Raw genomic sequence first — 26,279 nt, 5'->3', positions numbered from 1 at the left:
GGGACGAAAATGGTTCCTCACACAATCGAGCCCACAGCCAGGCCGGCAATGGCCAAGATGTTTCCGGTACCGGTAGTCGCCACGTCTGAGGACGAACCAGAGCCAGTTGCACCAGACTGCTCATCCAAGCGGCGCTTGTTCGGTGCAGCACCCTCCGTTGCGGTTCCGGATCCACCGCTTTTGTCCTCGTCCACGGCGTTCTCAGGCGCACGGTACGTGATGGTTCCCGTGGTCTCATCAAGCGAGATCTCCCAGTCGTCTGGGACGGTAAATGACTCGTCGATTGCAAATCGAGTCCCCTCTGGCAGTTGCGGCTCGACGGTTTGTGGGGCCGCAACCGTTCCACCCGGTGCAGTGGTGACCGCCTCATATCCCGGACCATACTGCTCGCTCGCAGACGTGACGGTAATCGTCACCGGCACGGTATACTCCCGCGGTTCGGCGTTCTGTGGGGTGGGTGCGACGGCAATGGAACCATCCTGTTGCAGTGCGGCCCACTGTGGCCACTCTCCGTCGACATCGACGGTGGTGCCGTCGGGCAACGGGTTGCCATCGTTTCCGCGTGGCACCGCAACGGTCGCTTCCTCGTTCATCGCTACGGTGATGGGCTCGTAGACAGGGACTTGAGCCACGATAACCTTAACCTGAAGTTCATCAGGGTGACCATCACCAAAGGTGCGCTGAATCGGAACGGTATAGGAGCCCGGCTCGACCGTGCTGTCTGCCGTTGCGGTCACCTCACCATTCTCCGGATTAACCGTCACAGGAAGTCCTTCGGGGCATCCGGCGTGTACTTCACGGCGCTATTCGGGGCCGGTTTATCACCGATATCATTGGTCTTTGCATCATCTCCGCCGGCTTTGACCGTCACCGGCTCCCAGTTATGCATCGGTGCTTCGCACTGATAGGGAACTTCTCCGAGGGATCCTGGGAGTAGTCGGGGGCTCACCACCCGTTCCAATCCGCAGGCGGGAATTCTGCCTCAACGTCTCCGACGAGGTCGCATCACGTTCATCAACCCAGTCATCTAAGATCGCGGTCAGAGTCTCGCCCGCGCGTGGCGCGCGGGTCATCATGTAGCCGGTATCGAGGTAGGGATTCTGGAAACGTTCCCGAACCGTGGCTGGGCTCGTGGTGTCCGTGTGTGACGTGCTGGGAACGCCAGGGGCTGAGATCCTGTGAATTCTTCGACGGGGATTCCCCGGCCAGGGTGATGCACCACGAGTCCGGATTGTGTCGCACCATCGGGTCGTGTCTGGGGCCAGTGCAACTCCTGGCTCGGTGTGGGCGCACTCGAGAATTGGTGAGCCACGTCGGCGGTGCCCACCCCATTGTGGTGTGCATCCTGCACGGGGGTGTTAGCCAGGGGCGGGATCGGGATTGCGGTCACCACGGGCACACCGGCACCCAGAAGCCCACAGGTCAACACGCTGGTACCGAGAATGATCGATGGACGCGTTTTCCGGTGCGCTGAGCAAACCCGGTGGCGCCTTTCCTGCAGGGTAGCAGGCATGTTGGTCTCGTTTCTGCGGTCACACTGATCTCAACCGCTGGAAAGATCGTCACGTGTCCGGACACCAGGTGTGATGGCAAGCAACGTCTCCACTCCAGCAATCAGGCTCTTACCATCGAGTAGAAATCTTCCGAAAAGCCCCTAGTCCAGTGAGCGTTCGGCGTGCTGCGCGGCACGCCAGCGGAAGAATACTGCTAGCAATCCGCCAGAAATATTGTGCCAAACACTGAATACGGCGGCCGGTAGCGCCGCGGTGGGGTTGAAGTGGGACGCGGCGAGCGTTGCGGCCAGTCCAGAGTTCTGCATCCCGACCTCGACCGAGGTCGTGCGGGCCACACGCGAGGGGTAGCCAAATAACCGCGCGGCGCCATAGCCCAGCAGGTAACCAATCCCGTTGTGCACGATGACCGCCAGTAGCACCAAACAGCCAGCGGTGACGATGGCATCAGCAGAACCGGACACCACAGCAATCACCACGTAGGCAATGCCGAGCACACTCACCCACGGTAAAAGTGGCAGAATCTTGTCGATCCACTGACGCAACAGCCACCGCACGAGCAGACCGGCCACAATCGGGATCAGCACCATCTGCACGATAGACCACGCCATGCTCCCGGCATCCACGGGCAAGAGTGCTCCGGCCAGCCACTGGGTCAACAGCGGGGTAATAATCGGGGCCAGCAGGGTCGAAACCGAGGTGATCGTCACCGACAGCGCCACATCCCCCTTGGCCAAATAGGTAATCACGTTCGAGGAGGTCCCGCCGGGGGCACAACCGACCAGAATCACCCCGACCGCCAACTCCGCAGGGAGCTGGAAAATCCACACCAGTCCCACCGCAAGCACCGGCATGATCACGTATTGAGCCATAGTGCCCAACAGCACCGGCAGGGGACGTTTAACCACCAGCGCAAAGTCCGGCAGGGTTAACGTCAGTCCCATGGCGAACATGATGATCCCCAAGGCAATATTGGTGAACTCTCCCAGCCCGGCGGTCTGGTCGGGGAAGAAGAACCCCACGAGAAAAGCCACAATAATAATGGCTGGGAAAACCGTCACGGCCAGCCGGGCTGACCGGTCTTCTTTGACCTGTGCGGTGTGGGTGAGTTCTTGAGTGCTGGGGTCTTGTTCAGCCACAGTACCTGCCTTCGAGTCACGAGGTGTCTCCGGTCCGACACCACGCAGCGGGCGGTGCAGATCGGTCTATCTGTCGGTTCAGTAGAATCCCTGGTCTGGTGTCGTGTCAAAACCGATGACCACCGGTGACCACATAGTGAGCACCGGTAGTGCGAGCTCAGGTTCAGATGGGGTGAGTTGTAGGCTGGAGTCACGGTGGCCAATCGTGTAGAGGAGATGAACACAGATGACGCTCAACAGCAGAAAAGCCCTGATCATCGGCGCTCTCATCGGGCTCGTGGCGTCCTCGGTCGTCGAGGGCATCCGGTGGCTGACCGGCCAACGGATCATCGAGGATCTGCTGGGTACGCTGGTGACCATCGCACTGTTTACCCTGGCCGGAGCGGTCCTGGGTTTGTGGCTGTATCAGGTCCGTCGCCGTTCCGCCGAAACTGACTCCTCAGGCACGGGCTCGTCGAGCTCCTCGAGCTCGCACCGTTCTCAGCGGTGATCTAACCGTCAGCAGAGCCACGGTGTGCCAGTCGGCGCACCAGCTTCTCGCCCTCAACAATCAACAGCACCGTCGATCCGATCGCCGTGCACATCAGCCATTCGGTGACCGACAAGGCGGTCAGACCAATCAGATCCGCGATCGGCTCCCAACTGGATGCCAACCACTGCAACCCCAGAGCAGCCAGCGCTGAAATGAGCAGGAGCGGGTTCGAGAAGGGGTTGAGCCGGAACACCGATTGACGTTCTGCCCGGGCGGAGAACACCTGGAAGAAGTTAAACATCACCATGGTGATCAATGCCAGGGTACGACAGTGGTCGAGCTCGAGACCAGCTTCGTGGGCCATCCGGTAAACCAGCAAGGTGCCCACACCCATCCAGGTACCGGTGATCACCGTGCGCAACCACATGGTGCGGTTCAGTACGCCCTCAGAACGTGGTCGGGGAGACTGGTCCAGTTCGTCTCCTTCACCTTTTTCGAAGGCCAGGGCAATGTCCTGAATACCGTTGGTCACCACGTTCATGAACAGCAACATCACCGGCAAGAAGATCAGTGGTAACTCGGTGAAGGTGTTGACGGCGACCGCGATCAACGCGGCAAGACCGTTGGAGAGCAGGAAGAAGGTGGCTTTACGAATCGAGGAGAACGTAATGCGCCCCTGGCGCACCGCCTCGACGATGGTCACGAAGTTGTCGTCGGTGAGTACGACATCGGAGGCTTCCCGGGCCACGTCGGTGCCGGACTCGCCCATCGCCACACCGATCGAGGCGGCTTTCAGCGCCGGCGCGTCATTGACGCCGTCACCGGTAATGGCCACGATTTTGTCCTGTTCTTGCAGAACTTTGACGACGCGCAGTTTGTCCTGCGGTGACATGCGGGCAGCGACGGTGATCTGTGGCAGTCGCTCCACCAGTTCAGGATCAGACAGTTCCGCCAGCTCGGTGCCGGTGATGACCGACTCCGCTTCGGAGTGGCGGGAGCTGGTGGTCTGTGTCGGGGCCAAACCCAACCGGTCGGCGATCGCCGCGGCGGTGGTGGGGTGACCACCGGTAATCATCATCACGTGCACGCCAGCCTCACGGCACTGGGCAATAGCGTCTTCCACGCCCCCACGCGGTGGGTCCATCATCGCTTGCAGACCACTGAGTTCCATTCCGGTGGGTCTCGGAGCCTGAGAGTTTTCGAACTCTTCCACCAGCTCGTCGAGTTCGTCGTCGGCAATCTGGCGGTGAGCGGTGGCAATCACGCGCAGCCCGCGGTGAGCCATCTCCGAGACGGCTTTCCGGGCTTTATGGGCGGTCTCCTCGTCCACGGTGCAGAAATCCAAAATCGTTTCAGGAGCACCCTTGGCATGCAAGACCGCGGTACCATCCGGATCAGTGCGGATGGTTTGCGAGTAGGCCAGCTCGGGCTCATAGGGCATGGAGGCCATCGGCGTTTGACCCCGCTCCTGGCTCGTGACCTGTTCCGATTCGAGCCCAGACACCGCCATGGCCACATCCACCGCGTCACCGATCAGATCAAGCAGAGAACCTTCGCTGTCGGTTCCTTCACTATCGGCATCCGCACCGTCGCGGTCGCCCTCGGCTGCCGGAACGGCGTCGTTGGTGAGCGCCCCGGTGCGCAAGCACTGCGTCTGCGCTGCGGTGTAATCTTCCAGCTCTTCACGGTTCTCCCCGCTGATGGTCACGGTTCCCGCATCTGGAGTCCACAGTTGTTCGACGGTCATACGGTTGACCGTCAGCGTCCCGGTTTTATCGGATCCGATCACGGTGGTGGATCCCAAGGTTTCGACACTGTGGAGTTGGCGAACGACCGCACGGTGTTTGGCCATACGAGACACACCGACGCCCATGGCTACTGAGAGCACAATGGGTAGCGCTTCGGGCATCGCGGAGACCACCAAGGCGACAGTGATCAGGAAGGTATCGCCGATCGTGGTGCCCATGATCAGGCTAGAAATGAAGGTCAGGATCGCCACGCCCAGAATCACGTAGGCGATGTTGCGTTCCAGCTGGTCGGTGAGAATCTGCAACGGTGTTTTGGCCGATTCTGTGCTGACCAGTTCGGCAATGTGTCCCAGCTCGGTATCGGTACCGGTGGCGACCACCACACCGCGGGCCCGGCCTGAAATGACCAGGGTGCCCGAGTAGCCCATATTGATGCGGTCGCCCAGGGAGATATCGGCCTCAAGGACCTCGTCGTGTTTGCTCACCGCCATCGCTTCTCCAGTGAGCATGGATTCATCAACTTGGAGGCCGTTAGACTCCAGAATTCTCACATCGGCGGCAATCTGGTCCCCCGATTCCAGATACAGCACATCACCGGGAACGACATCACTGGCCGGAATCTGCGACTGTTCGCCTGCTCGAATCACCGTCGCGGTCGGGGCCGATAGTTCTTGCAGGGCTTTGACATCACGTTCTGCTTTGCGGGCCTGCCAGAAACCGATACTGGCGTTGAGCAACAACACCAAAACGATCACCAGGACATCGAACCATTCCTGCAGTACAGCGGTCACCACCGCGGCGACGGCCAAAAAGAGCACCATCGGTGAGCGGAACTGTTTGGCCAAGGTGACATACCACGCGTCGCTGTCGGAGGTGGGCAACCCGTTGGGGCCACATTTCTCTAAGCGTCGTTGGTGCTCCTGGGAGCTGAGTCCCTCAGCGGTGGTTTCCACCGCCTGAAAGGTCTGGTCAACACTGAGCTCATGCCATTGCTGGGCGTTGGGAGGTGAGAATAATGACGATGTCTTCTGGACGGTCGTGGTGGCCAACGCAGTCTCCTCATCCTGGCCTGTACTGCTCAGTCTCTCCGTGTCTTATTCTAGGCAATCAACCTGCTCAGAGGGGTTGAGACGTTGCTAACGCCTCCGAACACAACGCCAGCTATTTCACGCCGGCGTCTTTGAGAATTTTGCGTACGCGGAACGCTAGCACCAAGGAAATAATCCCCGAGATGATGGCAAACAGGCCGAGTACCCACACCAGACTGATGATGGTGGCCCCAGGCTGGACGAGCAAAAGTACGCCGAGCACCAGACCAGCAATCATCATCAGCACGCCCAACAGGGTGCTCCAGCCACCGGTGTACCGAGAGGCGATGACGAAGATTCCGCGCAACAACACGGCGGCGACGATAATCCAGGACGCCACCAACAACAGCACGCTTCCGGAAATCAGCGGGAAAACGATGAACAGCAACCCCAGCAGCAACGAGATGATGCCGGTGGCCACGATCCAGCCCCAGCCAGGCTCATCGGCCTTACGCTCACGATGGGCATCAACGAATTCCGCCACACTGTAGACCACCAGTCCAACCCCGATAAAGACCGCTGCCAGTGTGCCGAGCGCGGGGGCGAGAATTGCTGGCGCCAGCACCATCAGCACACCGATGATCAACGCAAAAATCCCGCGGAAAAGTATGGTCCCGAAACTCAGTTTCCGCACGAAGCTGCGCACCTGGTCCTGTGCGACGAATTCGGGAGGGGTCTCGGAGGGTTGAGAGGCGTCGTGAGGGGTGGACATAACCGGCTCCTTAAAGTGGTTGTGATCAGCGGCGATTATGAGCAATTGCTGAAATCGGTCCTGAGGTGTGTTTAGTTCTATCCTCGCCGTCACCCTCCAGTTTTTGCTAGTCGATGTCTTCGTGTTTCACTGTTACTGAAGTTGTGCCACAGTAGGGGTATGACTGATGCACAAACCGCTCGACTCGTCCAGGGCGATGTTGCCCCCGATTTCACCTTGCCAGATGCCCGCGGCCAGCAGGTCAGCCTCAGCGATTATTCCGGTGACAAAGTAATCGTCTATTTCTATCCTCGGGCGATGACTCCTGGGTGCACCACCGAGGCGTGCGATTTCCGAGATAACCTCAACCGCTTCGCACAGGATGGCTACCAGGTGGTGGGTATTTCGCCGGACCCGGTCGACAAGCTCGAAAAATTCACGGAGAAAGAAGATTTGAATTTCCCGGTGCTCTCCGATGCCGATCACGCCGTCGCCGAAACCTACGGAGCCTGGGGCGAGAAAAAGAATTACGGAAAAGTCACCGAAGGCTTGATTCGTTCGACCATTGTTGTTGGTCCCGATGGCACCGTCGAACTGGCTCAATATAATGTTCGCGCCACAGGGCACGTGTCGAAATTGCGTCGCGACCTCGGATTGGACTAACCAAACGAGACCCACCAGACGGTCCAGACTAGCCAGGGGCCGACAAATGCGGTAAACGGAAGTCGTTTCAGCTACACTGGTCTACGGTCTTCGCCGACCGTTGCGGGCGTGGCGGAATTGGTAGACGCGCTGGATTTAGGTTCCAGTGTCTTTGACGTGGGGGTTCAAGTCCCCCCGCCCGCACTGTTGAGATTGAGTGAGCAGTTATCTACCGAGTCATCGCGTGATGGGGGCTAGCTATGGAACTCTCACGCCGCTCGTTGCTGAGTGCGGTTGCTGCCGGTGGGCTCGGTCTGGTCGGCGCCCGGCACCTTTCCCCGGCCGTGGCTTCCACCCCGAAACCACCCCGTTTGGCCCAGCCATCCTCCGGCACGCTCCGGTTAGGCATTCCCAGTCGGCCGATGTCCACCGATCCTTCGGTGGTCAGTGACCACGATTCGTTGCGGCTCACCCGACAGGTCTACGACACACTGGTGGCTATCACCCCGGACACCGGTGAACCCACCGCCCGACTGGCACTGGAATGGGACCGTTCTGCCGACCATTTGCGTTACGATTTCACGTTGCGTGACGACGTAGAGTTCCACGACGGAACACCGCTGACTGCCGAGATCGTGGCCCAAAATTTTCAGCGCTGGGCCACCCTTCCCGAGCGGTTAGACGAGGCGGGAATATCTACGCGCCCCCGACTGGCCTTCGCCATAGTCTTTGGCGGCTATACCGGTGAGACCGAGTGTCTGTATGACTCCAGTGAGGCCGTCGATGATACCCATTTCCGACTTCAGCTTCACCAACCGATCTCAGGTTTGGTCTCGGCGCTGACGGACCCGTCTTTTGCCATCACCTGCCCTGAGGACTGGCCGGCGTTCGATCAGGAACTATCCCGCCTGAATGCTGACCCCGAGGCGACCGAGATCATCTGGCCGATGGTTCCCCTATCGGGCACCGGTAGCTTTACCTGGCCCGAGAACATCGACTCGGACGCAACCAGCGTGACGTTGACCCGCACCGAGACGGCCGTTTCCAATCCAGATATTCCCACCGAAGAACAGGTCACCGAAGTCCACGCGGTGGTGGTCACCAGTGTGCACCAGCGACTCTACGGCCTCGAGTCCGACCAGCTCGATGCATTCGATGGGGTAGCCCCGGCGGTCTTACGCCCGTTGGTGCAAAACGGTTTCCAAGTCATTCAGCGCGACCCGATGTCCACCGTGTATGTGGGCTTCAACCAGCAGCACCCGGTGGTGTCCTCGTTGCAAGTGCGCCAGGCGGTCGCCCACGCGATTGACAGCCAAGACCTGGTCAACGAAACCATGCTGTCCGGGTCGATGGTGGCCGATCATTTCCTCCCGCCAGCGATCATGCAGGCCCCAGAAGACATCCAGTCCTATCCTTTCGACGTAGCCAGAGCCCAAGAGTTGCTGGACTCATCGGCCTATCAAGGCCAGGAACTGGAGTTCTGGTATCCGATCGAGGTCGGTCGTCCATATCTACCCAATCCCGAGGCGGTCTACGCCAAAATCTCGGAGGATCTGGCAACCATTGGCCTGGTGCTCAAACCGGTGCCCGTCCCCTGGGAGGACTACTACCTGCAACAGGTCCTGTCCGCCAATTCCAACCGGGCCTTCCACCTACTCGGTGCCCACGCGGTCACCCGCGACCCGTTACGCATGCTGGCTCGACTGTTCGGACCCCCGAACCCCGAATTCGGGTGGGAAAACCCGATGGTAGCCCAGACACTGCGCACCGCCCGCAGCGAATTGGATTCTTCCGCCCGTGACCGACAGCTCGCCCGTATTTCTCGCGCCGCCGCTCTGGATCTGCCGGCTTTTCCGCTGGCCTTTCCGATTTCCTCGCTGGCTTCGGGGTCTCGGGTGCAGTACTACCCGATTTCGCCGGTGCTCGATGAACATTTTGACCACCTGCGGCTCAGCCAGTAACCCATCTCTGTGACGCGGTGAGACTGAGCTGATCCGGCTGATCGGTAGTAGAGTGAACCTGTTAGATGATCCGCGGCCGCGCGCCGGTCAGATAGTCGATCCGAAAATCAGGAGATAGACGTGCCGCACGAAAGCGACTCCCCCGTTTATGATGTTGTTCTGATCGGGGGCGGGATTATGTCCGCCACGCTCGGAACTTTCCTCAAGGTTCTCGAGCCGAACTGGTCAGTTGCCCTGTACGAAAACCTCAATCAGGCCGGTCAGGAGTCTTCTGACCCCTGGAACAACGCCGGTACCGGTCATGCCGCACTGTGCGAACTGAACTACTCGCCACAGCAAGCTGACGGATCCGTAGACATCACCAAGGCCGTCAACATCAACGAGCAGTACCACGTCTCCGAACAGTTCTGGTCCTACCTGGTGCGTAACGGCACCCTGACCGACCCGCAGAGCTTTATTCACCGTCTGCCACACATGAGCTTCGTGTGGGGTGATGATCATGCGAACTATCTGAAGACCCGCTACGAGGCGATGAAGGCTCACCCACTGTTTTCCAACATCGAATACAGCGAGGATCCCGAGACCATCGGCTCCTGGGCTCCGTTGCTCACCGAGGGACGCATTGGTTCCCAACGACTGGCTGCCTCCCGCGTGGAGACCGGTACCGATGTGGACTTCGGGGCGCTCTCTCGCCAGCTGGTTTCTCAGCTCGACGATTACGTTGATATCCGCTTCGGCCACCAGGTCAAGTCTCTAACACGTGGCTCGGATGGTCGCTGGGAGGTATCGGTCAAGGACAAGATCGGCGACCGGGAATTCACTGCCCGGTCACGCTTCGTCTTCATTGGTGCCGGCGGTGGCGCCCTGCCGTTGCTACAGTCCTCCGGTATCCCTGAGGCCAAAGGCTTCGGCGGTTTCCCGATTTCCGGGAAGTTCCTGCGGTGCCATAACCAGCAGGTCATCTCCCAGCACAACGCCAAAGTCTACGGTCAGGCCCAGGTCGGTGCTCCTCCGATGTCGGTCCCGCACCTCGATACCCGTTTTGTCGACGGGCGCCGTTCGCTGATGTTTGGCCCCTACGCTGGGTTCTCCACCAACTTCCTGAAGACCGGCTCCTTATTGGATCTTCCGCTGTCGGTGCGTGGACACAATATTCTGCCGATGCTCAACGTGGCCAAGGACAACCTGGATCTGGTCAAGTATTTGGTCTCGGAGTTGACCACCTCCACGTCCAAGAAATTCGCATCCCTGGAGGACTTCTATCCGGCCGGTGACCAGCAGGACTGGGAGATGATCACCGCCGGTCAGCGTGTCCAGGTGATGAAAAAGGACGCCAAGAAAGGCGGCGTGCTGCAGTTCGGTACCGAACTGGTCACCTCCGAGGATGGCACCATTTCGGCCCTGCTGGGTGCTTCCCCGGGTGCTTCCACCGCGGCACCGATCATGCTCAACCTGCTGAATAAGTGCTTCCCGGCCCGGGCTGAGCAATGGCGTCCGACCTTGGAAGAAATCATCCCGTCCTTCGGCCAGAAGCTGGCCGATAATCCGGACCTGTACGAAGAAATTGTCGCCGAGAATGCTAAGACACTGAAACTGGCCTAAGCCAGGCCCCCAGTCATGGGGTTTACACCCCGGTGGTGTTTTGAACCAACTCGAGGTTGGAAACGCCCTGGGGTGTTTTTGTGACCCGGATACGGGTCGGGATTTGGTGTTTCATCGATTCCACGTGAGATACCAACCCGATGGTGCGACCATCATCGCCCAATCCGTTGAGGACCTCCATGACTTGCTCTAAGGTTTCGGAGTCCAGAGATCCAAACCCTTCATCAATGAACAACGTGTCCATCGTGATCCCGCCGGCCTCGGCTTGAACTGTGTCGGCCAACCCCAGCGCGAGAGCCAAGGAGGCCATGAAGCTTTCGCCACCGGACAGTGTCGCTGGGGCGCGGTAGGTGTCATTGAGGTGGTCGCGGACCTGAAGATCGAGCCCGGATTTCCCGCGGGATTGGCCAGCATCATCGTGTTCCAGGCTGTAGCGGCCCTGTGTCATCCGCTCCAAGCGTTCTGAAGCTGCCGCAGCGACTTTCTCCAAGCGCCCGGTCAGCACATAACTACCCAGTGACATCTTGTAGGAGTTCTCCCCCTGACCCCGCACCACCTTGAGCAGATCGTCAAGTTGCTGGTGCTTCTCTGCGACCTCGGCGGTTTGACTGGAGCGTTGGTGTAGCTCGGTGGTTTCAGCGGTGACCTGTTGGTGGGCGTGTTCGACGGTCCCGCGACGCGAATCGGCGGCCTGCCGGTTGCGAATGGTCTCCTCCAGTTGCTGCCGGTGGGCGCTCAACACTTGTTGACTCGGTAGCGGGTGTTCCTCCGGGTCGTTGTGGTGCTGGGCGAGTAAGTCCAGGCCATGGACGACGTGCTCATGCTCTGCCAACTCGGCTAATCGTGCCGACTCAGCGTCCCAGTCGGTCACTTGTTGTTCGGCTTCGGTCACCGAGCGATCCTCCATCACCGCTGCCGTGATGGCCTCCACGGAGCTGGCATCGATGGTCAGTCGGTGAGTCTTCACGTGTTCTTGAGCTTGTTTCAGCGCAAGGTCTCGGCTGGTGATGGCCTGATCTCGTCGTGCCACCGCGACACCAAGTTGGTCGAGGCGCTGGCTGATGGCGGCGACGAGTCGATGCGCTTGCTCGGTGTGGTCCTGTAGCTCACTCACCGAGGCATAGGAACCCAGCGCCTTGTGCAGTTGCTCCTGGAGCTTCTCCTGTCGTTCTCGTTGCGCTTCGAGGGTTGTCGCGGTTGCGGTTCGTTGTGCTTCCAGATCGGGAAGCATGGTGGTGATCTTCTCGATGGCCTGTTCGGCACGCTGTTGGTCCTGAACCAGCTGACGATAGCGTTGTACGTCCTTTCGGAGCTGCACCACGTGTTCCTTCGCCTCATCTCTGGTTTGGCTGGCTTCCTCGGGGGTCACACCTGAACTTGCTGCCAGCAACCTTTCGTGCTCGTCGCGAGCCGCCTGAAGCACCTTGTCCTGTTGCACGCGGGCTGTGTGCAGCTCGTCAGCACGCTGACGGGCTTGTTCCACGCGGTGTTGCGAAATCTCTTCGAGCCCCTGCCCCTGGGCGGGGGCCGGGTGCTCGATGGAACCGCAGACCGCACAGGGCTGTCCCTGAACCAGTTCTTCGGCCAACAGCTCGGCTGCAGCATCCAGGCGTGCCTGCACCAGCCGCTGATAGGTATCCACCGCCCGCTGTGCTTGATCTACCGCATCGTGATGCTTATGTTGCTCTTCGCTAAGTGTTTTCTTCGCGGTCTGCCTCGCTCGAGCGGCTGTTAGTGCTGTTTCGGTCTGCTGGTGGCGTTGTTCTGCGGCTTCCAATCGTTCCTCAGTGCCGTGTAATTCCTCCAGGTTTCCGGCCAGTTCCCTCAGTTGACCCGCCATCTCTTCGCGCTTGTTTTTGCGAACCTGAAGGGTCTCGTCGAGCTCCTCGAGCTCGCGCTCACCTCCGGTAATGCTGTCTGCCAGTTCCCTGATCTCACGTGCTTGCTGGTGTCGGTCCGAGAGCCGGTCTACCGCCCGGTCGGCTTGTCGCTGCACGTCATTCCATCCCTGCCTCAATGCCTGCAGGCCGGCATCCGACTCGCCGAGGTCATCCAGATGGTCTGCAAACTGTGCCACACCGAGCTCTGCCGCGCGCGCCCAGGTCTGGATCAGCGGATGATCTTGCCCAGCGGTGAAGGTCTCAGCGAGCGCCTTCGCTTGATCCTGAACCACCTGAGCGGTTCTGCAGACCGCTTGGACGGCACGCCACACCGGTTCGGCCACGCGATGAGCAGCCAGTTGCTGTGTGACAAGACTGATCTGCTCCCGCTGGTGCTCGTGTTGGTTGCGTCGCTGGTGATACGAGGTGGCTTGGTCCAAGCAGGTGAGATCACGGGTGATCGTCTCGACTCGCTGTCGAAGGGTGTTTTCTGTTGTAGAGAGTTCTTGTTGCCGGTGGTGGGCTGAGGCCACTAAACCCGCCATCGTCTCGGTCGCCCGTGTCGCCAGCGTCTCATCGTCCAATTCTTCAGCGCTTTCCGGAGCCTGGTTCTCAGCCCACCAAGCCTCCTGCGTCAAAGCCGAGATGGTAGTGATCACATCGTGACGCAACGATGTGATCCGATCGGTTTCAGACCCGAGGTGGTGCTCGAGTGCGTCGCGTTCGTCTTTGAGAGCGTCTTCCACTTGCTCGAACCGGGCAGTGTCGAACAGTTTGCGTAAGAGCGCCTGGCGTTCGCTCGAACTGGCGTGCAAAAACGCCGCAAATTCTCCCTGTGGGAGCAGGATCACGCGCATGAACTGCTCGGCGGTGAGCCCCAGCACCGCATTCATCAGCTGACCGGCTTCATCGGCTCGGGTGGTCACCTCACGCCAGGCGCCGTGCAACAGTTCTGACACACTGACAGTGGAGTTTTCTTTCACCACACCGTTCTTGGCCCGTTTCGAAGGGCGCTGATAACTCGGCGAGCGCGTGATAAGAAACCGCCGCTCAGCCACCGAGACGTCTAAGACCACTTCCGGCCGGGTGGAGGATCCGGCCAGGGTCGAGTGCAGTGAGTCGGTTTTCCGTTCGCCGGGTACGGTACCGTACAGCGCGAAGGTTAAGGTGGCTAGGATGGTGGATTTTCCCGACCCGGTGGGGCCATCCAGCAAAAACAATCCGGCCTGGTTGAGCCGGTCGAATTCGATCACCTCGCGCTGGGCAAAGGGACCGATGGCTTGAATTTCGAGGCGGTGGATTCTCATCGGAGATTAGCGTCCCTTCCCTCACGGCCTACCTGTTCCAAGGCTTGGCTGATCCAGTGTTTTTCTGCCTGGGAGGCTGGGCGACCCCGGACATGGTCGATAAAGTCGGTCACCACGTCCAGGTCGGTGGTGGCCGATGCCAACCGTTTGGCGTAGGTCAATTGCCGGGTCGGCGGGTTCCCGGAGGGGGCTAGTATGAAGTTCAACAGGTCCGGGAACCGTTGTTTCAGTCGCTGATAGGCCCGTGGCGGTCGTTGCTCATCGGTAACGGTGATTTGGCACCAGGCGTCTTCGGCCCAGGTGTGCTCGGGGTTGTCCAGCAGGTCGTCAATTTCACCGGTGAGCCGGGCCAGCTTCTTCCCGGCGCTGAGGTCAACGGGTTGAATATCGGTGACGCGGTTCTGCCCAGTGGTGATCACCCACGCTCCTTTGGTGTGATCCGCCTCGGAAAAGGAGTAGGCCACCGGGGAACCGCTATAGCGCACCGCGGGGGAGATCGTCTGTCGCCCGTGGAGGTGCCCGAGCGCAGCGTAGTCGAAGCCGTCGAAGATACTGGCCGGAACCTGGCCGAGGGTGCCCACAGTGGTTTCGTCATGATGGGCACCGATGTCGCGCTCAGAATCAGATCCGGTACCACCGGCGGCAAACAGGTGCGCCATCACCACGTGGGCGGCCTGATCGCGCCCGAGGTGCTGTTGGCTTTCTTGGGCCTGGCGGATGTCGTTGACGGCGGCCTGGATGACGGCGGTGTGCTGGGGTTCGACGCCCCAGTGCCCGGCGGAGGTCCCGGGGTCCAGATAGGGAATCCCCCAGATCGCCACGGTGCCACCGTCGGGATCCTCGAGCACCACCGGGTGGGTGATATCAGCAATTTGGGTGCGAAAGTGAACCCCGGAGGCCCGCATGAGCTCGCGGCCAAAGCCTAACCGAATGGAGGAATCGTGGTTGCCGGAGGTCAACACCAGTTCCGCTCCGGTCTCCCGTAGTGTGGCGAGGCCGGCATCCAGCGTGCGGACCGCATCGGCGGCCGGCAGGGCACGGTCATAGATATCACCTGAGACGACCACCGCCGCAATTCCGTGCTGAACCACAATCTCGGCCAGTTGCTCCAGAGCACGCTGTTGGACCGGTAACATGCCGGTGCCGTGAAAACTCCGACCAATGTGCCAGTCCGAGGTATGAAGAATTCGCATGAGCCCAGCCTATGGTGCATGTCTGGACAAGATAAACTTTCCGATGTGTGTGCTTTATCCTCCACTGACCCCGGCCCCGATCCACACATGCCTGATCACGGTGCGGTGACCGCAGCGGACAGGATCCGGGCGACGTTGCATTCCGGAGCTGTCGGGGATGCATTGGGGTACCGATGTAGCTGGGAACAGGGCACCAAGAGCTCATCGTCTCCGCTGGCGATCTCCGATGACACACAGATGAGCCTGTACGTCATGGACGGGCTATTGGAGGTCATGGAGTGGGCCGCTGAGGGATCGGCCGCCGACCCGCCCGCCACCGTCTGGCTGGCCATGTTGCGCTGGTACCGAAGCCAGCGCGGAGATTTTCCCGAAGACACTCCCCGACCACTGTTGCGCTGGATTGATGCAGACGATCAGCCATTGGGCCACGAACGGCACCCAGACCCGGTATGTTTATCCGGACTGGAACATACCCAGATGCGGTTGATCAACCGTGTGGCGAATCCGGACGCGGTGACCGCCACCGCGGTGTCCCGGGCCAGCGGGTATGCGATGTTGCCAGATATTGATCACCGTCTGCGGATCTCCTTGGTTCGCCAAAGCGTAGTACTCACCCACGGGTCCACGACAGCCTGGGTATCGGCTGCGGTCTTCGCCCTGATACTGACCGAGCTACTGGCGGGATCCGATCTTGACCGTGCGGTGCACCAAGCACTGAAGTACCTGCGACAAGAGAACTCCGTGGAGGAACAACTGAGCGCGGTGTTAGCACAGATCGGTCGCTACACCGAACAGCCCACGTTGAACCCAGGTCGCGATGCTGACCATCCCCAGCGTGTTCCCGCCGATCGTGTGCTCGCCTGCGCACTCGGGATGGTGGCAACCAATCCGTCGGGTTCGCTCGGCGTGCTGGCTGATCAGCTCTTCGACTGTCTCGGACAGGCGCCGCACGAGGATCTGTCCACCCTGGGGAGCATCGCCGGGCAACTACTCGGCGCCCGTGACGGGCACTTACCCCACCACCGCCGCAGCGATCTGGAATCGGCGCTCGCGGCCGATCAGGTTGCAGTCCTCGACGAGATGGCGACCCGCTGGTTGAAATTCACCGAACCACTCCCGGAAACGACAGGTTAGTGTCAAGCCCCTCTCGGGCCGGTCATCGCTCGAGGCGGGCACGACCGCTAGCTGGTGTGGGCCGGCCAGACGTAGTCCAGCATCTGGAGAAATTCGGGCTCGGTGACAATAGTGATCGACTGACCGGTCTCATTGCGGTGTAGCACCTCACGCATTTTCTTATGGGTACGAGCCGGGTGCCGGGAACGCGCCTGCAGGTCATGGGAGCGGAAGCCGTCGCCGACCACCAGCATGGTGGTCGACCCGTTGACGCGGCTAGCAGTGTGGGCCCCGTAGGTGGCCGCTCGGTTCTTGGCCTCCTGACGCGAGATCCCCAGATTCCCGGTGAAGACCACGTGTTGGTCGAAAAGCGGGTGATGCGGATCGGCGGCTGTATTGGGTTCGGGATTATCGCCCTCATCGGGCCAGTGCAACAGGTCCGGCATCTCATCAGCAGCGGTGATGACCCGGGAATCAAAGACCGACCCCATCCGCTGGGCGTGCCGGGTGGCCCGAGACAGCGGCTCGCCGGGCTGTTTAGCCGTCAGCTGGCGCAGTCCGACCCCGGCGCGTTCCATCAGGTCCGCGACGCTGTCGGCCTGTAGCCGACGGGCACAATCGATCACGATCGCAGCGCAGGCTTCGGCATCATCCAAGGCGTGGTGGTGGACGGTGAGATCGAAACCGGCTTCGGCCGAGGCCGAGGGTAAGGCATGGGAGGCCAGCTGGTAAACCTTCCGCGACAGCATCAGCGTGCATCCGTAGGTGATGGCCGGCACCGGTCTCAAGGAGACTTCCATGCCGGACTCGATGACTCCCAGATCAAATCCGGCGTTGTGGGCGAACACCGTATCGGTGCCGATGAACTCCATCAGCCCCTCCATGGCATCACCGAACCGCGGGGCATGGGCCACATCCTGGGTGGTGAGCTGGTGAATGCGGGTGTTGCGCGGATCGAACCGGTCATAGCCTTCCGGTGGCCGCAATAGTTGGTAGTTGCGGGCCACCACCTTCCCGTGGCGAACCCGCACCATCCCGATGGAGCAGGCTGAGCCCCGAAAACCGTTGGCCGTTTCGAAGTCGATGGCGGTGAAGTCGATCATGATTGGCTCAGCACCCGCAGGATATGGGGTAGCAAGGCCTCGAAAGCCCGGCCTCGGTGAGAGATCGCGTTTTTCTCCTCAGGGGAGAGTTCCGCGGCGGTGCACTGATAACCGTCCGGGATAAAAATTGGGTCGTAGCCGAATCCGCCGCGCCCCGTAGCATTGGTGGCCAGCTGGCCCTGCATGACGCCGTGTGCAACGTGGGTTTGTCCGGCCGGGGTGGCCAGTGAGGCCACGCACCGAAAGTGCGCGCCACGGTGCTCGGCCGGAATATCGCAGAGCTGAGCCAGCAAGAGATTCAGGTTGGCGGTGTCATCCCCGTGGGTTCCTGACCAACGGGCCGAAAAAATGCCGGGAGCACCGTTGAGCACGTCCACGCATAACCCGGAGTCATCAGCGATAGCAACCAGTCCGGTGGCCTGGGCGATCTCACGAGCCTTTTTCAGCGAGTTCTCGGCGAAGGTGACCCCATCTTCCACCACGTCTGGGGCGCCGGCGGTGGTAGCATCAATAATCTGGGTTTCGACATCGAGGTCCAGCTCTGGGTGCGTGCTCAGCCCAGTGGCGATCAGCTGACGCAGTTCAGTGAGCTTCCCGAGATTATGAGAGGCCAACACGAGCACCGGATCACGGTTCGATCGCGCAGCTGTGGATGCGGAGGTGGCGCTCACTGGACTCCGGCCTCCTGCAGTGCCTGGCGCTGGATTTCTGCCAGCTCGGTGGTTCCGGCTACCGCCAGGTCCAGTAGCGTGTTCAGCTCGTCCCGGTTGAACGGCTGGTTTTCGGCGGTCCCTTGGATTTCCACGAAGTCACCGGATCCGGTGACCACCACGTTCATGTCGGTATCGGCCCGGGAGTCTTCCGGGTAGGGCAAATCCAACATGGCGACCCCGTCGACCACGCCAACCGAGATGGCGGAGATGGAATCTGTCAGCGGATTGTGTGCTGCGGGGATTAGTCCCTGGGATTTGCCCCAGGACACCGCTTGGGCCAGGGCCACATAGGCGCCGGTAATCGAGGCGGTACGGGTGCCACCATCGGCCTGCAACACATCACAGTCCAGTACGATGGTGTTCTCGCCCAGCACCTTCCGGTCGATGATGGCCCGCAGGCTCCGACCAATAAGTCGCGAGATTTCGTGGGTTCGGCCCCCTATCTTGCCTTTGACCGATTCGCGAGTGGAGCGCTGACTGGTGGCGCGCGGTAACATCGCGTACTCGGCGGTGACCCAGCCGGTGCCCTGGCCTTTCAGCCACGTCGGGACACCTTCGGTCAGCGAGGCGTTACACAACACGACGGTTTCACCGCACCGAATCAGCGCCGAGCCTTCGGCTTGGGTGGACCATCCGGTCTCAATGGTGATCGGGCGCAGTTGATCAACGCGACGACCATCGGCTCGCTGCTGAGTGCTCACAGCAACATCACGTCCTTTTCTTGCCTTATTTGGCCTTATTCGGGCCCCGCGCAGGGGGCTGTCTGTGTTCACGTCGGTCTCAGACGGTGTAGGTCACTCCCGAGACCGCCACCGCTAAGGGCCCGGCAAAGCTACGACGGGCTTCTTCGGCGACAGTCAGCGGATCGTTCCACACCGGCAGGTGGGTGAGCAATAGCCGGGACACGTCAGCGCGATGGGCCATCTCGCCCGCGCGCTGACCGGTCAGGTGCACCCCCTCAATCCCGTCATCACGACCTTCTTGAAAGGCTGCCTCGCACAGGAAAATATCGGCGTGATCGGCTGCTTCCACCAGCTCATCACAGGTGTCGGTATCGCCGGAATAGGTCAGCGCCGACCGCACGGTGTCGCCGCCAATGTGCTCTTCGGCCTCAATGCGAATGGCGTAGGCCTCATCAATCGGGTGACGCACCGGATAGGGGGTGATCGTCATCGGTCCCAGCTTCACCGGGACCCGACTCTGCCAGTGCTGAAAATCAAATTCTTCGTGCATCCCCGGGTCCAGGTCGAGCCCGTAGGCGATAGCCATCCGATCAGCAGTGGCAGCCGGCCCCCAGACGGGAACCCGTCCGGCCCGCCAGCCGGAGGGATCCCACCGGATCGCCACATGCATGCCACATAAGTCCATGCAGTGGTCCGGATGCAGATGCGAGAGACAAATCGCGTCCACCTCGTCCAACGAGATGTAGCGTTGCAAGGCACCTAAGGCGCCGTTGCCCAGATCCAGCAGGATGCGATATTTCTTCGGGTTGCCCTGTTCGTCGACACCTTGGGCCGAGACCAGGTAGCACGATGCTGGAGACCCGGGTCCCGGAAACGAACCGGACGACCCGATAATGGTCAACTTCATGAATAGTGCTCCTGCGCGGTCGTGGTGCTCGCCGAGGCAACCTGCTGGCGATTGTCTTCCTGACTACCATAACCCCGGACCCCGGTCGACACAGAGTCGGTGCCATCACGACCGAGAGATCTACCCCACGTTCACTACCGGGTCTGGCCAGTTCCGAACCCGAACAGTCGGGCGCCTGCTAGGCCCGTTCAGGCCCGCAGGTGCTCCGCCACCGCCTGGTCGATCACCCGCAACGTTCCGGTGGGATACTCTTCGGCCACGGTTCTGATTTCCTGCACCGAGGAGACCTCAGGACCTAAGAATCTCCTGGCCAGACGCTGAAACTGCTCCGGGTTGCCGGTGGCCATAAATCGGTATTTCTCTCGCTGACTACCAGGAACCCCGTCGGGACGAAGGGTCGGCGCTGAGTCAGTGGCACCGGCTGGATTTTCCAGCTGATATTCCACCAGCGCACGGTAGACGCTTTGGGCCGTGGCCTCCGAGGACGTAACCAAACTCACATCAGCTCCCATCACGTAGGAGATCACACCGGTGAGCAACGGGTAGTGGGTGCACCCCAGCACCAGCGTGTCAACACCTGCGGTCTTCAGCGGCGCTAAGTATCGCTCGGCCACCGAAATGAGCCGTTCCCCGGTGGTGATACCGGCCTCCACAAAGTGAACAAATTCCGGGGCGGCCACGGAGGTGATCTCCAATTGCGGAGCAGCGGCGAACATATCGTGATAGGCCCCGGAACTGATCGTGGCCTCAGTACCGATGACCCCAACGCGCCCGTTACGGGTGGTAGCCACCGCCCGGCGCACGGCCGGTTGAATCACTTCCACCACCGGGATGCCGTACCCGGCGGTGTATCGCTCGCGGGCATCACGTAGCACCGCCGAGGAGGCCGAATTGCAGGCGATCACCAGCAGTTTCACCCCGGCATCTACCAGCTCGTCCATGATCGCCAAGGCCAGCTGACGCACCTGGGCAATCGGGCGTGGACCATAGGGTGAGTGAGCGGTATCGCCGACGTAGACAATGTTCTCATCGGGCAACTGATCGATGACGGAGCGGGCCACGGTCAGCCCGCCGACCCCGGAGTCGAAGATTCCAATCGGAGCCTGGGGTTGGGGTTCAGGGTGGGTACTCATCCGCGTTCTCCGTGCATTAGGGCCACCATCAGCGTGTCAAGCAGCCACGAACTAAAGTTGTACAGCAAAGCCATGTAGGACTCCACCGATTCGGCCCGATCCAATGAATTCACCCCAGCAATCTTACGAGCATCGTCTTCGGTGGTGATTTCTAAGCGCTTCGCTAGCACTAAGCGGACCTGATTCAACGCACGAGCAAAGGCCTGCGCGGTGGGCGTATCCAGCACGAGGTGCCGGGGCTGTAGCGCGGCCCAGGCGAGCTGTAAGTCCTGAATCTTGTCGGCCCGAATGGCGTCCTCGGCCAAATCGCGGAACTCTTGAGAACCCGATTGCGCATCGTCGCCACTACGTCCCGGCGGGAGCAGGGCCGCCACGGCCGGGTCGGATCGATCCGGAAGCGGCTCCAGCCCGGAGGATTGCCCGACCAAATCCCAAAACGTGGCGTCAATGTCCTGGCTTAACTCGCCGGTAGATGCAGTGTCGGCGGGGCCCTGCTGTGTGGATTCGTCGGGTTGCTCGGATTGTTCGGGTTGCTCGGAGTCTTCCGGCCGGTTCAGCACCGAGTCCCGGGTTTCCGCACCCTCGGGCAGGGCTCCACCCAAGAGTTGAATGACATCGGCAAACAGCGAGCGCAATAAGCGGCGTTCTTCAGCTTCTAGGTGCGCGGTATATCCGCGAATCCCCGATTTAAAGGCACGTGCCATACGTGGCAGACATCTCCTGTGGTCTCGTGATGTGGCCCAGCTGTGTGGCCTACTGATGTGGCTCGTAGGTCGCCCACAGCCCAAAACCGTGCATGGCCTGAACGTGCCGTTCTGCTTCTTCTTTTGTCCCGTTGGCTACCACGGCTTTGCCTTCTTGGTGGACCTGGAGCATCAGTGAGTGTGCTTGAGCCTGGGAGTACCCGAAATAGGTCCGAAACACGTAGGCGACATAGCTCATCAAATTCACCGGGTCATTCCAGACAATCACTTTCCAGGGGCTGGCAGGTTGCTGAGAGCTCTCGGTGAGTATATCGCTGCGGGTGTCCTCATCGGGTACCGCCGTGGCATGCACCACTGGAGAAGAGAACGACAACTGTAGTCTGGCCATGAGTTCAGTCTAAAACACAACGAGAGTTGGTTCAGATCGTGCCACCGTGGAGGCTTGTCTGAGCTACCCCGATGCCGTGCGTGCAGTGGCGCGCTGCAGCGACGCTGATGTTCTCACCGCTGGGGTCTTGGCATCCCGGTCAGACAGAGTAGTGTTGTTTAAGTGAGTATTCTCGATCACTCAGAGACCAATCGCGGGTTTTGGCCGTCCTCGTTATTCACCGACCACTACGAGCTGACCATGCTCGATACGGCGATGGCCTCCGGTGCCGCACATCGACCCAGCATTTTCGAGCTCTTTGCACGACGTTTGCCCGAGGGACGACGTTACGGTGTGGTGGCCGGAACCGGCCGATTCTTAGAAGGCCTGAAGCACTTTCGTTTCACGGACGCCGAGCTTGGTTTTCTCTCCGACCACCGGGTCGTTACCGATCAAACCCTAGCGTGGCTGGCCGATTTCACGTTTTCGGGCACCATTTACGGTTATCCCGAAGGCGAAGTGTATTTCCCGCACTCCCCCATCTTGCAGGTTGAGGCCACCTTCGCCGAGGCTTGCCTGCTGGAAACCTACGCCCTGTCTATTTTGAACTACGATTCCGCCGTGGCCTCGGCGGCCTCGCGAATGGTGCGGGCTGCCGGGGGGCGCCCCTGTATTGAAATGGGGTCCCGGCGTACCCACGAGGAATCTGCTGTGGCCGCCGCTCGGGCTGCCTATGTGGCTGGATTCGGTTCCACCTCGAACCTGGAAGCCGGTGCCCGCTACGGTATTCCGACCGGAGGCACCGCGGCACACTCGTTGACCTTGCTACACGACACCGAGCGCGAGGCCTTCCAGGCTCAGGTCGACACGCTCGGTCCGGACACCACCTTGTTGGTGGATACCTACGATATTGCGCAAGGAGTCCGCACCGCCGTGGAGGTGGCCGGTCCCGGATTAGGCAAGGTCCGGATTGACTCCGGTGATCTGATTGAGCAGGCCCACTCGGTGCGCGAATTGCTCGATGAGCTGGGCAATACCGACACCGGAATCATGGTCACCTCGGATCTGGACGAATACGCCATTGCCGGATTGCGCTCGGCTCCGGTGAGTGCTTATGGGGTGGGCACCAAACTGGTCACCGGCTCCGGGGCACCCACCGCCTCCATGGTTTATAAGCTCACTGCCCGGGCTGCCGACGATGGATCGTGGCATAATGTGGCTAAAGCCTCCCAGGGGAAGAAATCGGTGGGTGGCCGGAAATATGCGGCCCGCCAGCTAACTCCTAGCGGAGTGGCCACCGCTGAGTTGCTCAGCGTGGATGAACCTATCACATCCGATCAGACCCATCGAGATCTGGTCGTCAAGCTCGTTGATCACGGTGAGATTGACGAACGCTATATCGGTCAAGCCGGTGTGCAGCGGGCTGTCGCCCGGCACCGTAAGTCCCTGGCTGAACTCCCCCGGACGGCCTTCCGTTTACAAGCCGGAGACCCAGTCATTCCGTCACTATTCCAGGAGATTGACTTCCCCCGGGACAGATAGGATATGCTAGCTCAGCATCGTCACAACGCACCTCTCGATCCAAAGGAACATAAGACCATGCGTGCATTGGTGATCGTGGACGTCCAGAAAGACTTCTGCGAGGGCGGTACATTAGCCGTCGAAGGTGGTAATGCCACCGCAACCAAGATTTCAGAATTCCTGGAGAAAGCTCATTCACAATACGATGCCGTCGTCGCCACCCGCGACTGGCACGTGGAACCGGGCCCACATTTCGCCCAGAACAACGACGAGGAACCCAACTTCAGTGACACCTGGCCGGTTCACTGTGTGGCCGGAACCGAAGGTGCTGAACTCAGCGACTACCTCGACACCGACCATATCCAGGCCGAGTTCCTCAAGGGCCGTTACGACGACGGCTACTCCGCGTTTGAGGGGCTGTTGGGCCAGCCCGATGAAGTTCGGTCGGACGCTCCCACCGGTAACGCCGGCCCCTATGGCGCCACCGCCGCAGCAGCCAGCGCCGTGGAAGATGGTGCACCGGATCTCAATGCGTGGCTGGCCGAACGCGATATTGAAACCGTGCACATCGTCGGCATTGCCACCGACCACTGCGTGCTAGCCACGGCCCTGGACGCCGTCGATGCCGGCTACGATGTCAAGGTTTTGGCAGATTTGTGCGCCGGTGTTGATCCGGCGGAGTCCGAAGACGCTCTCTCGGAAATGGAAGATGCCGGATGCCACGTCGGTCGGTGCCGGGCCATTCTGGCTCACTAAAGCCGGTACCGAGGCCAGCCTGAATGCTGGCACCAGCTTGCGATAAACCTCTCGTCAGCCACCGAGCCCACTGATCCCGGGACGGTGGATGCCGGGAGGTTTATTTCTTGCCCACAAACCATTTTTGCAAGGTATTAATGCGGGTTTGTAATTGTTCTCGGGAGGCCTGGGCCACCGCAGGGCCTCCGGAGATCTCTCGCAACCGGTTATGGATCACCCCGTGTGGAGTACCACTGCGGGCAGCCCAGGCAGACACCATCGAGGAGAGCTTTTTCCGGAGTTCTTTCATCTGTCGGTGGTCAACCACCGCTGGATCCTGGGAGGATGTCGTGGACTTGGCGGGCCGGTTTTTCAGGTGATTGGCCTGGTGCTGTTTGAGCAGGATTGAGACTTGTTCGGCATCGAGCAGACCTGGGATGCCGAGGAAATCGAGTTCTTCGGCAGATCCCACGGCTGCTCCCGCACCAAATTCGCCTCCATCGAACAGGACCTTGTCAAAAGCAGCGTCGGATTCCAAGGCACGGAAGGTGCCTTCGGTCAGACGTGACGAGGCCGACTCCTGTCGGTTCGCTTCCTTCAGTTCTCGTTCTTCGGCGGCCTCCTCAAGATTCTCCACTTCCACGGCGCCGGTGACTTGAAGGGCGTGGTCACGTTCTGTTTCCAGCTCATTGGCCAATGCCATCAGCTTCGGCACCGAAGGCAAAAACACCGAGGCGGTCTCACCGCGCTTACGTGAGCGCACGAAACGTCCCACCGCCTGAGCGAAAAACATCGGCGTGGACGTGGAGGTGGCATACACCCCCACACACAGTCGCGGCACATCCACCCCCTCGGACACCATGCGCACAGCCACCATCCAGCGCTGATCGGAGGTCGCGAAGCTCTCGATCTTCTCCGAGGCCGTCGGGTCATCGGAGAGAACCGTGGTCACCGGTTCGCCACACACCGCCTGAAGTTGGGCTGCATAGGCCCGGGCGTCCTCATGGTCGGTGGCAATAACCAGTCCTCCGGCGTCGGGCACGTTGCGACGAACTTCGCTGAGACGACGATCGGCGGCTTTGAGCACCGAGGGGATCCACTGTCCCTCGGGGTTCAGTGCGGTGCGCCATGCCGATTGAGTCATGTCCTTCGTGGCAGCTTCACCCAGCTGGGCTTCCATCACTTCGCCGGTTGATGTTTGCCAGCGCATCTGCCCGGAATAGGCCATGAAAATCACGGGACGCACCACATGGTCTTTCAGCGCTGGCCCGTACCCGTAGGTGTAATCAGCCTGCGACCGCAGCACTCCATCCCCCTGATCGGCGTAGCGCACGAAGGGAATCTGGGCGTCATCGGAACGGAAAGGAGTACCGGTCAGTGACAGTCTGCGCGTGGCGGGTTCGAACGCCTCTTTGATGCTGTCGCCCCAACTGAGTGCGTCACCGCCGTGGTGGACCTCATCGAGAATGACCAGCGTGCGGGCTGCTTCGGTGCGGTTACGGTGCAAAACCGGTTTTTGGGCCACCTGAGCGTAGGTCAGGGCCACACCCATATATTCTCTTCCGTGATGCCCATCGGAATTCTTGAAGTTCGGGTCAATGGCCAACCCGATACGAGCCGCAGAATCGGCCCACTGCTTCTTCAAGTGTTCGGTCGGTGCCACCACCGTCATCCGGGAGATCACCCCGGATTCTTTCAACATTTTGGCCACGCGCAACGCGAAAGTGGTTTTGCCCGCACCCGGAGTAGCCACGGTGAGAAAGTCTTTGTGCGGGGCCGAGAAATACTGTTCTAGCGCCTCTTGCTGCCACTGGCGCAGTTTCGAGGCGGTGCCCCATGCAGCGCGTTTCGGCAGAGCAGGGGGGAGATCTTCTCCAATCTGGAATAACGCATCAGGTTGCTCACTCACTGATTGGCTCCTCCCCGGCCTGTATGTCCCCTACGGTTGTGTCTGCTGTGTTCGTGCTGTGTCATCTCACCGGTGGCTAGACCAGCAACCCGGCCGGCACCACGACAAAAGCTACCCGAAGACACAGCGTGCTCGGGTAGCTTTGACGGTCCGGTTC

General features: G+C 60.5%; 22 protein-coding genes and 1 tRNA gene. 8 read left to right on the top strand and 15 right to left on the bottom strand.

Going from position 1 to position 26,279, the window contains the following annotated elements; translation table 11 throughout:
- Nucleotides 1-17: 17 nt before the first annotated feature.
- The 3 genes from QDX22_RS00970 to QDX22_RS00960 form a co-directional block, all read right to left on the bottom strand.
- A complete protein-coding gene (locus tag QDX22_RS00970) occupies nucleotides 18-737 on the bottom strand; it encodes a Rib/alpha-like domain-containing protein (protein WP_148707492.1) in 720 nt (239 codons plus the stop codon).
- A 23-nt stretch (nucleotides 738-760) separates the two neighbouring features.
- Entirely contained in the window at nucleotides 761-889 is a 129-nt protein-coding gene (locus QDX22_RS00965; protein ID WP_255410735.1) for a hypothetical protein, read from the bottom strand.
- 765 nt (nucleotides 890-1,654) lie between these two features.
- Nucleotides 1,655-2,650, bottom strand: coding sequence for a bile acid:sodium symporter family protein (locus tag QDX22_RS00960; protein WP_110100309.1), 996 nt, complete (start codon nucleotides 2,648-2,650; stop codon nucleotides 1,655-1,657).
- 226 nt (nucleotides 2,651-2,876) lie between these two features.
- Here QDX22_RS00960 and QDX22_RS00955 point away from each other — a divergent pair, with 226 nt between their 5' ends.
- Nucleotides 2,877-3,140 (top strand): hypothetical protein, encoded by a 264-nt coding sequence (locus tag QDX22_RS00955; protein ID WP_110099748.1) that lies wholly within the window; start codon nucleotides 2,877-2,879, stop codon nucleotides 3,138-3,140.
- A 1-nt stretch (nucleotide 3,141) separates the two neighbouring features.
- Here QDX22_RS00955 and QDX22_RS00950 read toward each other — a convergent pair whose 3' ends face one another.
- Both QDX22_RS00950 and QDX22_RS00945 read right to left on the bottom strand, forming a co-directional pair.
- Complete coding sequence (locus tag QDX22_RS00950) at nucleotides 3,142-5,919, bottom strand: cation-translocating P-type ATPase (RefSeq protein ID WP_279717911.1); 2,778 nt, start codon at nucleotides 5,917-5,919, stop codon at nucleotides 3,142-3,144.
- Between the two features lie 112 nt (nucleotides 5,920-6,031).
- Entirely contained in the window at nucleotides 6,032-6,670 is a 639-nt protein-coding gene (locus QDX22_RS00945; protein WP_110100307.1) for an HdeD family acid-resistance protein, read from the bottom strand.
- A 159-nt stretch (nucleotides 6,671-6,829) separates the two neighbouring features.
- On the opposite strand from QDX22_RS00945, the gene bcp reads away from it, so the two are divergent.
- The 4 genes from bcp (at nucleotide 6,830) to QDX22_RS00925 (ending at nucleotide 10,854) form a co-directional block, all read left to right on the top strand.
- Nucleotides 6,830-7,312, top strand: coding sequence for a thioredoxin-dependent thiol peroxidase (bcp, locus tag QDX22_RS00940; protein WP_110100306.1), 483 nt, complete (start codon nucleotides 6,830-6,832; stop codon nucleotides 7,310-7,312).
- Nucleotides 7,313-7,414: 102 nt separating this feature from the next.
- A tRNA-Leu gene (locus QDX22_RS00935) sits at nucleotides 7,415-7,495 on the top strand.
- 56 nt (nucleotides 7,496-7,551) lie between these two features.
- Nucleotides 7,552-9,252, top strand: a complete 1,701-nt coding sequence (locus tag QDX22_RS00930) for an ABC transporter substrate-binding protein (protein ID WP_122548690.1) — start codon at nucleotides 7,552-7,554, stop codon at nucleotides 9,250-9,252.
- 120 nt (nucleotides 9,253-9,372) lie between these two features.
- Entirely contained in the window at nucleotides 9,373-10,854 is a 1,482-nt protein-coding gene (locus QDX22_RS00925) for a malate:quinone oxidoreductase (protein ID WP_110100304.1), read from the top strand.
- A gap of 22 nt (nucleotides 10,855-10,876) precedes the next feature.
- Here QDX22_RS00925 and QDX22_RS00920 read toward each other — a convergent pair whose 3' ends face one another.
- On the bottom strand, nucleotides 10,877-14,041 hold the full coding sequence (locus tag QDX22_RS00920; protein WP_122548691.1) for an AAA family ATPase: 3,165 nt from the start codon (nucleotides 14,039-14,041) through the stop codon (nucleotides 10,877-10,879).
- On the bottom strand, nucleotides 14,038-15,234 hold the full coding sequence (locus tag QDX22_RS00915; RefSeq protein ID WP_110100302.1) for an exonuclease SbcCD subunit D: 1,197 nt from the start codon (nucleotides 15,232-15,234) through the stop codon (nucleotides 14,038-14,040). The genes QDX22_RS00920 and QDX22_RS00915 overlap by 4 nt, the downstream gene beginning before the upstream one ends.
- A gap of 87 nt (nucleotides 15,235-15,321) precedes the next feature.
- Here QDX22_RS00915 and QDX22_RS00910 point away from each other — a divergent pair, with 87 nt between their 5' ends.
- On the top strand, nucleotides 15,322-16,368 hold the full coding sequence (locus tag QDX22_RS00910; RefSeq protein ID WP_279723929.1) for an ADP-ribosylglycohydrolase family protein: 1,047 nt from the start codon (nucleotides 15,322-15,324) through the stop codon (nucleotides 16,366-16,368).
- Nucleotides 16,369-16,415: 47 nt separating this feature from the next.
- Here QDX22_RS00910 and QDX22_RS00905 read toward each other — a convergent pair whose 3' ends face one another.
- The 7 genes from QDX22_RS00905 to clpS all read right to left on the bottom strand — a co-directional run bounded on the left by QDX22_RS00905 (nucleotide 16,416) and on the right by clpS (nucleotide 21,978).
- Nucleotides 16,416-17,450 (bottom strand): 3'-5' exonuclease, encoded by a 1,035-nt coding sequence (locus QDX22_RS00905; RefSeq protein WP_110100301.1) that lies wholly within the window; start codon nucleotides 17,448-17,450, stop codon nucleotides 16,416-16,418.
- A complete protein-coding gene (gene rdgB, locus QDX22_RS00900) occupies nucleotides 17,447-18,121 on the bottom strand; it encodes an RdgB/HAM1 family non-canonical purine NTP pyrophosphatase (protein WP_110100300.1) in 675 nt (224 codons plus the stop codon). Before rdgB ends, QDX22_RS00905 begins: the two co-directional genes overlap by 4 nt.
- Complete coding sequence (rph, locus tag QDX22_RS00895) at nucleotides 18,118-18,864, bottom strand: ribonuclease PH (protein ID WP_110100299.1); 747 nt, start codon at nucleotides 18,862-18,864, stop codon at nucleotides 18,118-18,120. The genes rdgB and rph overlap by 4 nt, the downstream gene beginning before the upstream one ends.
- 79 nt (nucleotides 18,865-18,943) lie before the next feature.
- Complete coding sequence (locus QDX22_RS00890; protein WP_110099760.1) at nucleotides 18,944-19,753, bottom strand: MBL fold metallo-hydrolase; 810 nt, start codon at nucleotides 19,751-19,753, stop codon at nucleotides 18,944-18,946.
- A 188-nt stretch (nucleotides 19,754-19,941) separates the two neighbouring features.
- Nucleotides 19,942-20,886 (bottom strand): glutamate racemase, encoded by a 945-nt coding sequence (murI, locus tag QDX22_RS00885; protein WP_110100298.1) that lies wholly within the window; start codon nucleotides 20,884-20,886, stop codon nucleotides 19,942-19,944.
- Complete coding sequence (locus QDX22_RS00880) at nucleotides 20,883-21,590, bottom strand: DUF2017 family protein (protein ID WP_110100297.1); 708 nt, start codon at nucleotides 21,588-21,590, stop codon at nucleotides 20,883-20,885. Before QDX22_RS00880 ends, murI begins: the two co-directional genes overlap by 4 nt.
- A gap of 49 nt (nucleotides 21,591-21,639) precedes the next feature.
- Nucleotides 21,640-21,978 (bottom strand): ATP-dependent Clp protease adapter ClpS, encoded by a 339-nt coding sequence (gene clpS, locus QDX22_RS00875; protein WP_110099763.1) that lies wholly within the window; start codon nucleotides 21,976-21,978, stop codon nucleotides 21,640-21,642.
- A gap of 240 nt (nucleotides 21,979-22,218) precedes the next feature.
- Here clpS and QDX22_RS00870 point away from each other — a divergent pair, with 240 nt between their 5' ends.
- Complete coding sequence (locus QDX22_RS00870) at nucleotides 22,219-23,499, top strand: nicotinate phosphoribosyltransferase (RefSeq protein ID WP_110100406.1); 1,281 nt, start codon at nucleotides 22,219-22,221, stop codon at nucleotides 23,497-23,499.
- Nucleotides 23,500-23,556: 57 nt separating this feature from the next.
- Nucleotides 23,557-24,234: an isochorismatase family protein gene (locus tag QDX22_RS00865; RefSeq protein ID WP_110100296.1), complete on the top strand. Its 678-nt coding sequence runs from the start codon at nucleotides 23,557-23,559 to the stop codon at nucleotides 24,232-24,234.
- A 100-nt stretch (nucleotides 24,235-24,334) separates the two neighbouring features.
- On the opposite strand, the gene QDX22_RS00860 is transcribed toward QDX22_RS00865, so the two are convergent.
- A complete protein-coding gene (locus QDX22_RS00860) occupies nucleotides 24,335-26,122 on the bottom strand; it encodes a DEAD/DEAH box helicase (RefSeq protein ID WP_110098678.1) in 1,788 nt (595 codons plus the stop codon).
- Nucleotides 26,123-26,279: the final 157 nt, after the last annotated feature.

The organism is Auritidibacter ignavus (assembly GCF_029853775.1).
GTDB lineage: Bacteria > Actinomycetota > Actinomycetes > Actinomycetales > Micrococcaceae > Auritidibacter > Auritidibacter ignavus.
This window is presented reverse-complemented; position numbering and strand designations above follow the sequence as displayed.

Coding starts and splice junctions, on each gene's coding strand:
- clpS (WP_110099763.1), bottom strand. CDS start 21,978: ATGGCCAGACTACAGTTGTCGTTCTCTTCTCCAGTGGTGCATGCCACG.
- QDX22_RS00905 (WP_110100301.1), bottom strand. CDS start 17,450: ATGATCGACTTCACCGCCATCGACTTCGAAACGGCCAACGGTTTTCGG.
- QDX22_RS00945 (WP_110100307.1), bottom strand. CDS start 6,670: ATGTCCACCCCTCACGACGCCTCTCAACCCTCCGAGACCCCTCCCGAA.
- QDX22_RS00930 (WP_122548690.1), top strand. CDS start 7,552: ATGGAACTCTCACGCCGCTCGTTGCTGAGTGCGGTTGCTGCCGGTGGG.
- QDX22_RS00965 (WP_255410735.1), bottom strand. CDS start 889: ATGCATAACTGGGAGCCGGTGACGGTCAAAGCCGGCGGAGATGATGCA.
- bcp (WP_110100306.1), top strand. CDS start 6,830: ATGACTGATGCACAAACCGCTCGACTCGTCCAGGGCGATGTTGCCCCC.
- QDX22_RS00870 (WP_110100406.1), top strand. CDS start 22,219: ATGCTCGATACGGCGATGGCCTCCGGTGCCGCACATCGACCCAGCATT.
- QDX22_RS00915 (WP_110100302.1), bottom strand. CDS start 15,234: ATGCGAATTCTTCATACCTCGGACTGGCACATTGGTCGGAGTTTTCAC.
- QDX22_RS00910 (WP_279723929.1), top strand. CDS start 15,322: ATGCCTGATCACGGTGCGGTGACCGCAGCGGACAGGATCCGGGCGACG.
- QDX22_RS00865 (WP_110100296.1), top strand. CDS start 23,557: ATGCGTGCATTGGTGATCGTGGACGTCCAGAAAGACTTCTGCGAGGGC.
- QDX22_RS00920 (WP_122548691.1), bottom strand. CDS start 14,041: ATGAGAATCCACCGCCTCGAAATTCAAGCCATCGGTCCCTTTGCCCAG.
- QDX22_RS00955 (WP_110099748.1), top strand. CDS start 2,877: ATGACGCTCAACAGCAGAAAAGCCCTGATCATCGGCGCTCTCATCGGG.
- QDX22_RS00880 (WP_110100297.1), bottom strand. CDS start 21,590: ATGGCACGTGCCTTTAAATCGGGGATTCGCGGATATACCGCGCACCTA.
- murI (WP_110100298.1), bottom strand. CDS start 20,886: ATGAGTACCCACCCTGAACCCCAACCCCAGGCTCCGATTGGAATCTTC.
- QDX22_RS00890 (WP_110099760.1), bottom strand. CDS start 19,753: ATGAAGTTGACCATTATCGGGTCGTCCGGTTCGTTTCCGGGACCCGGG.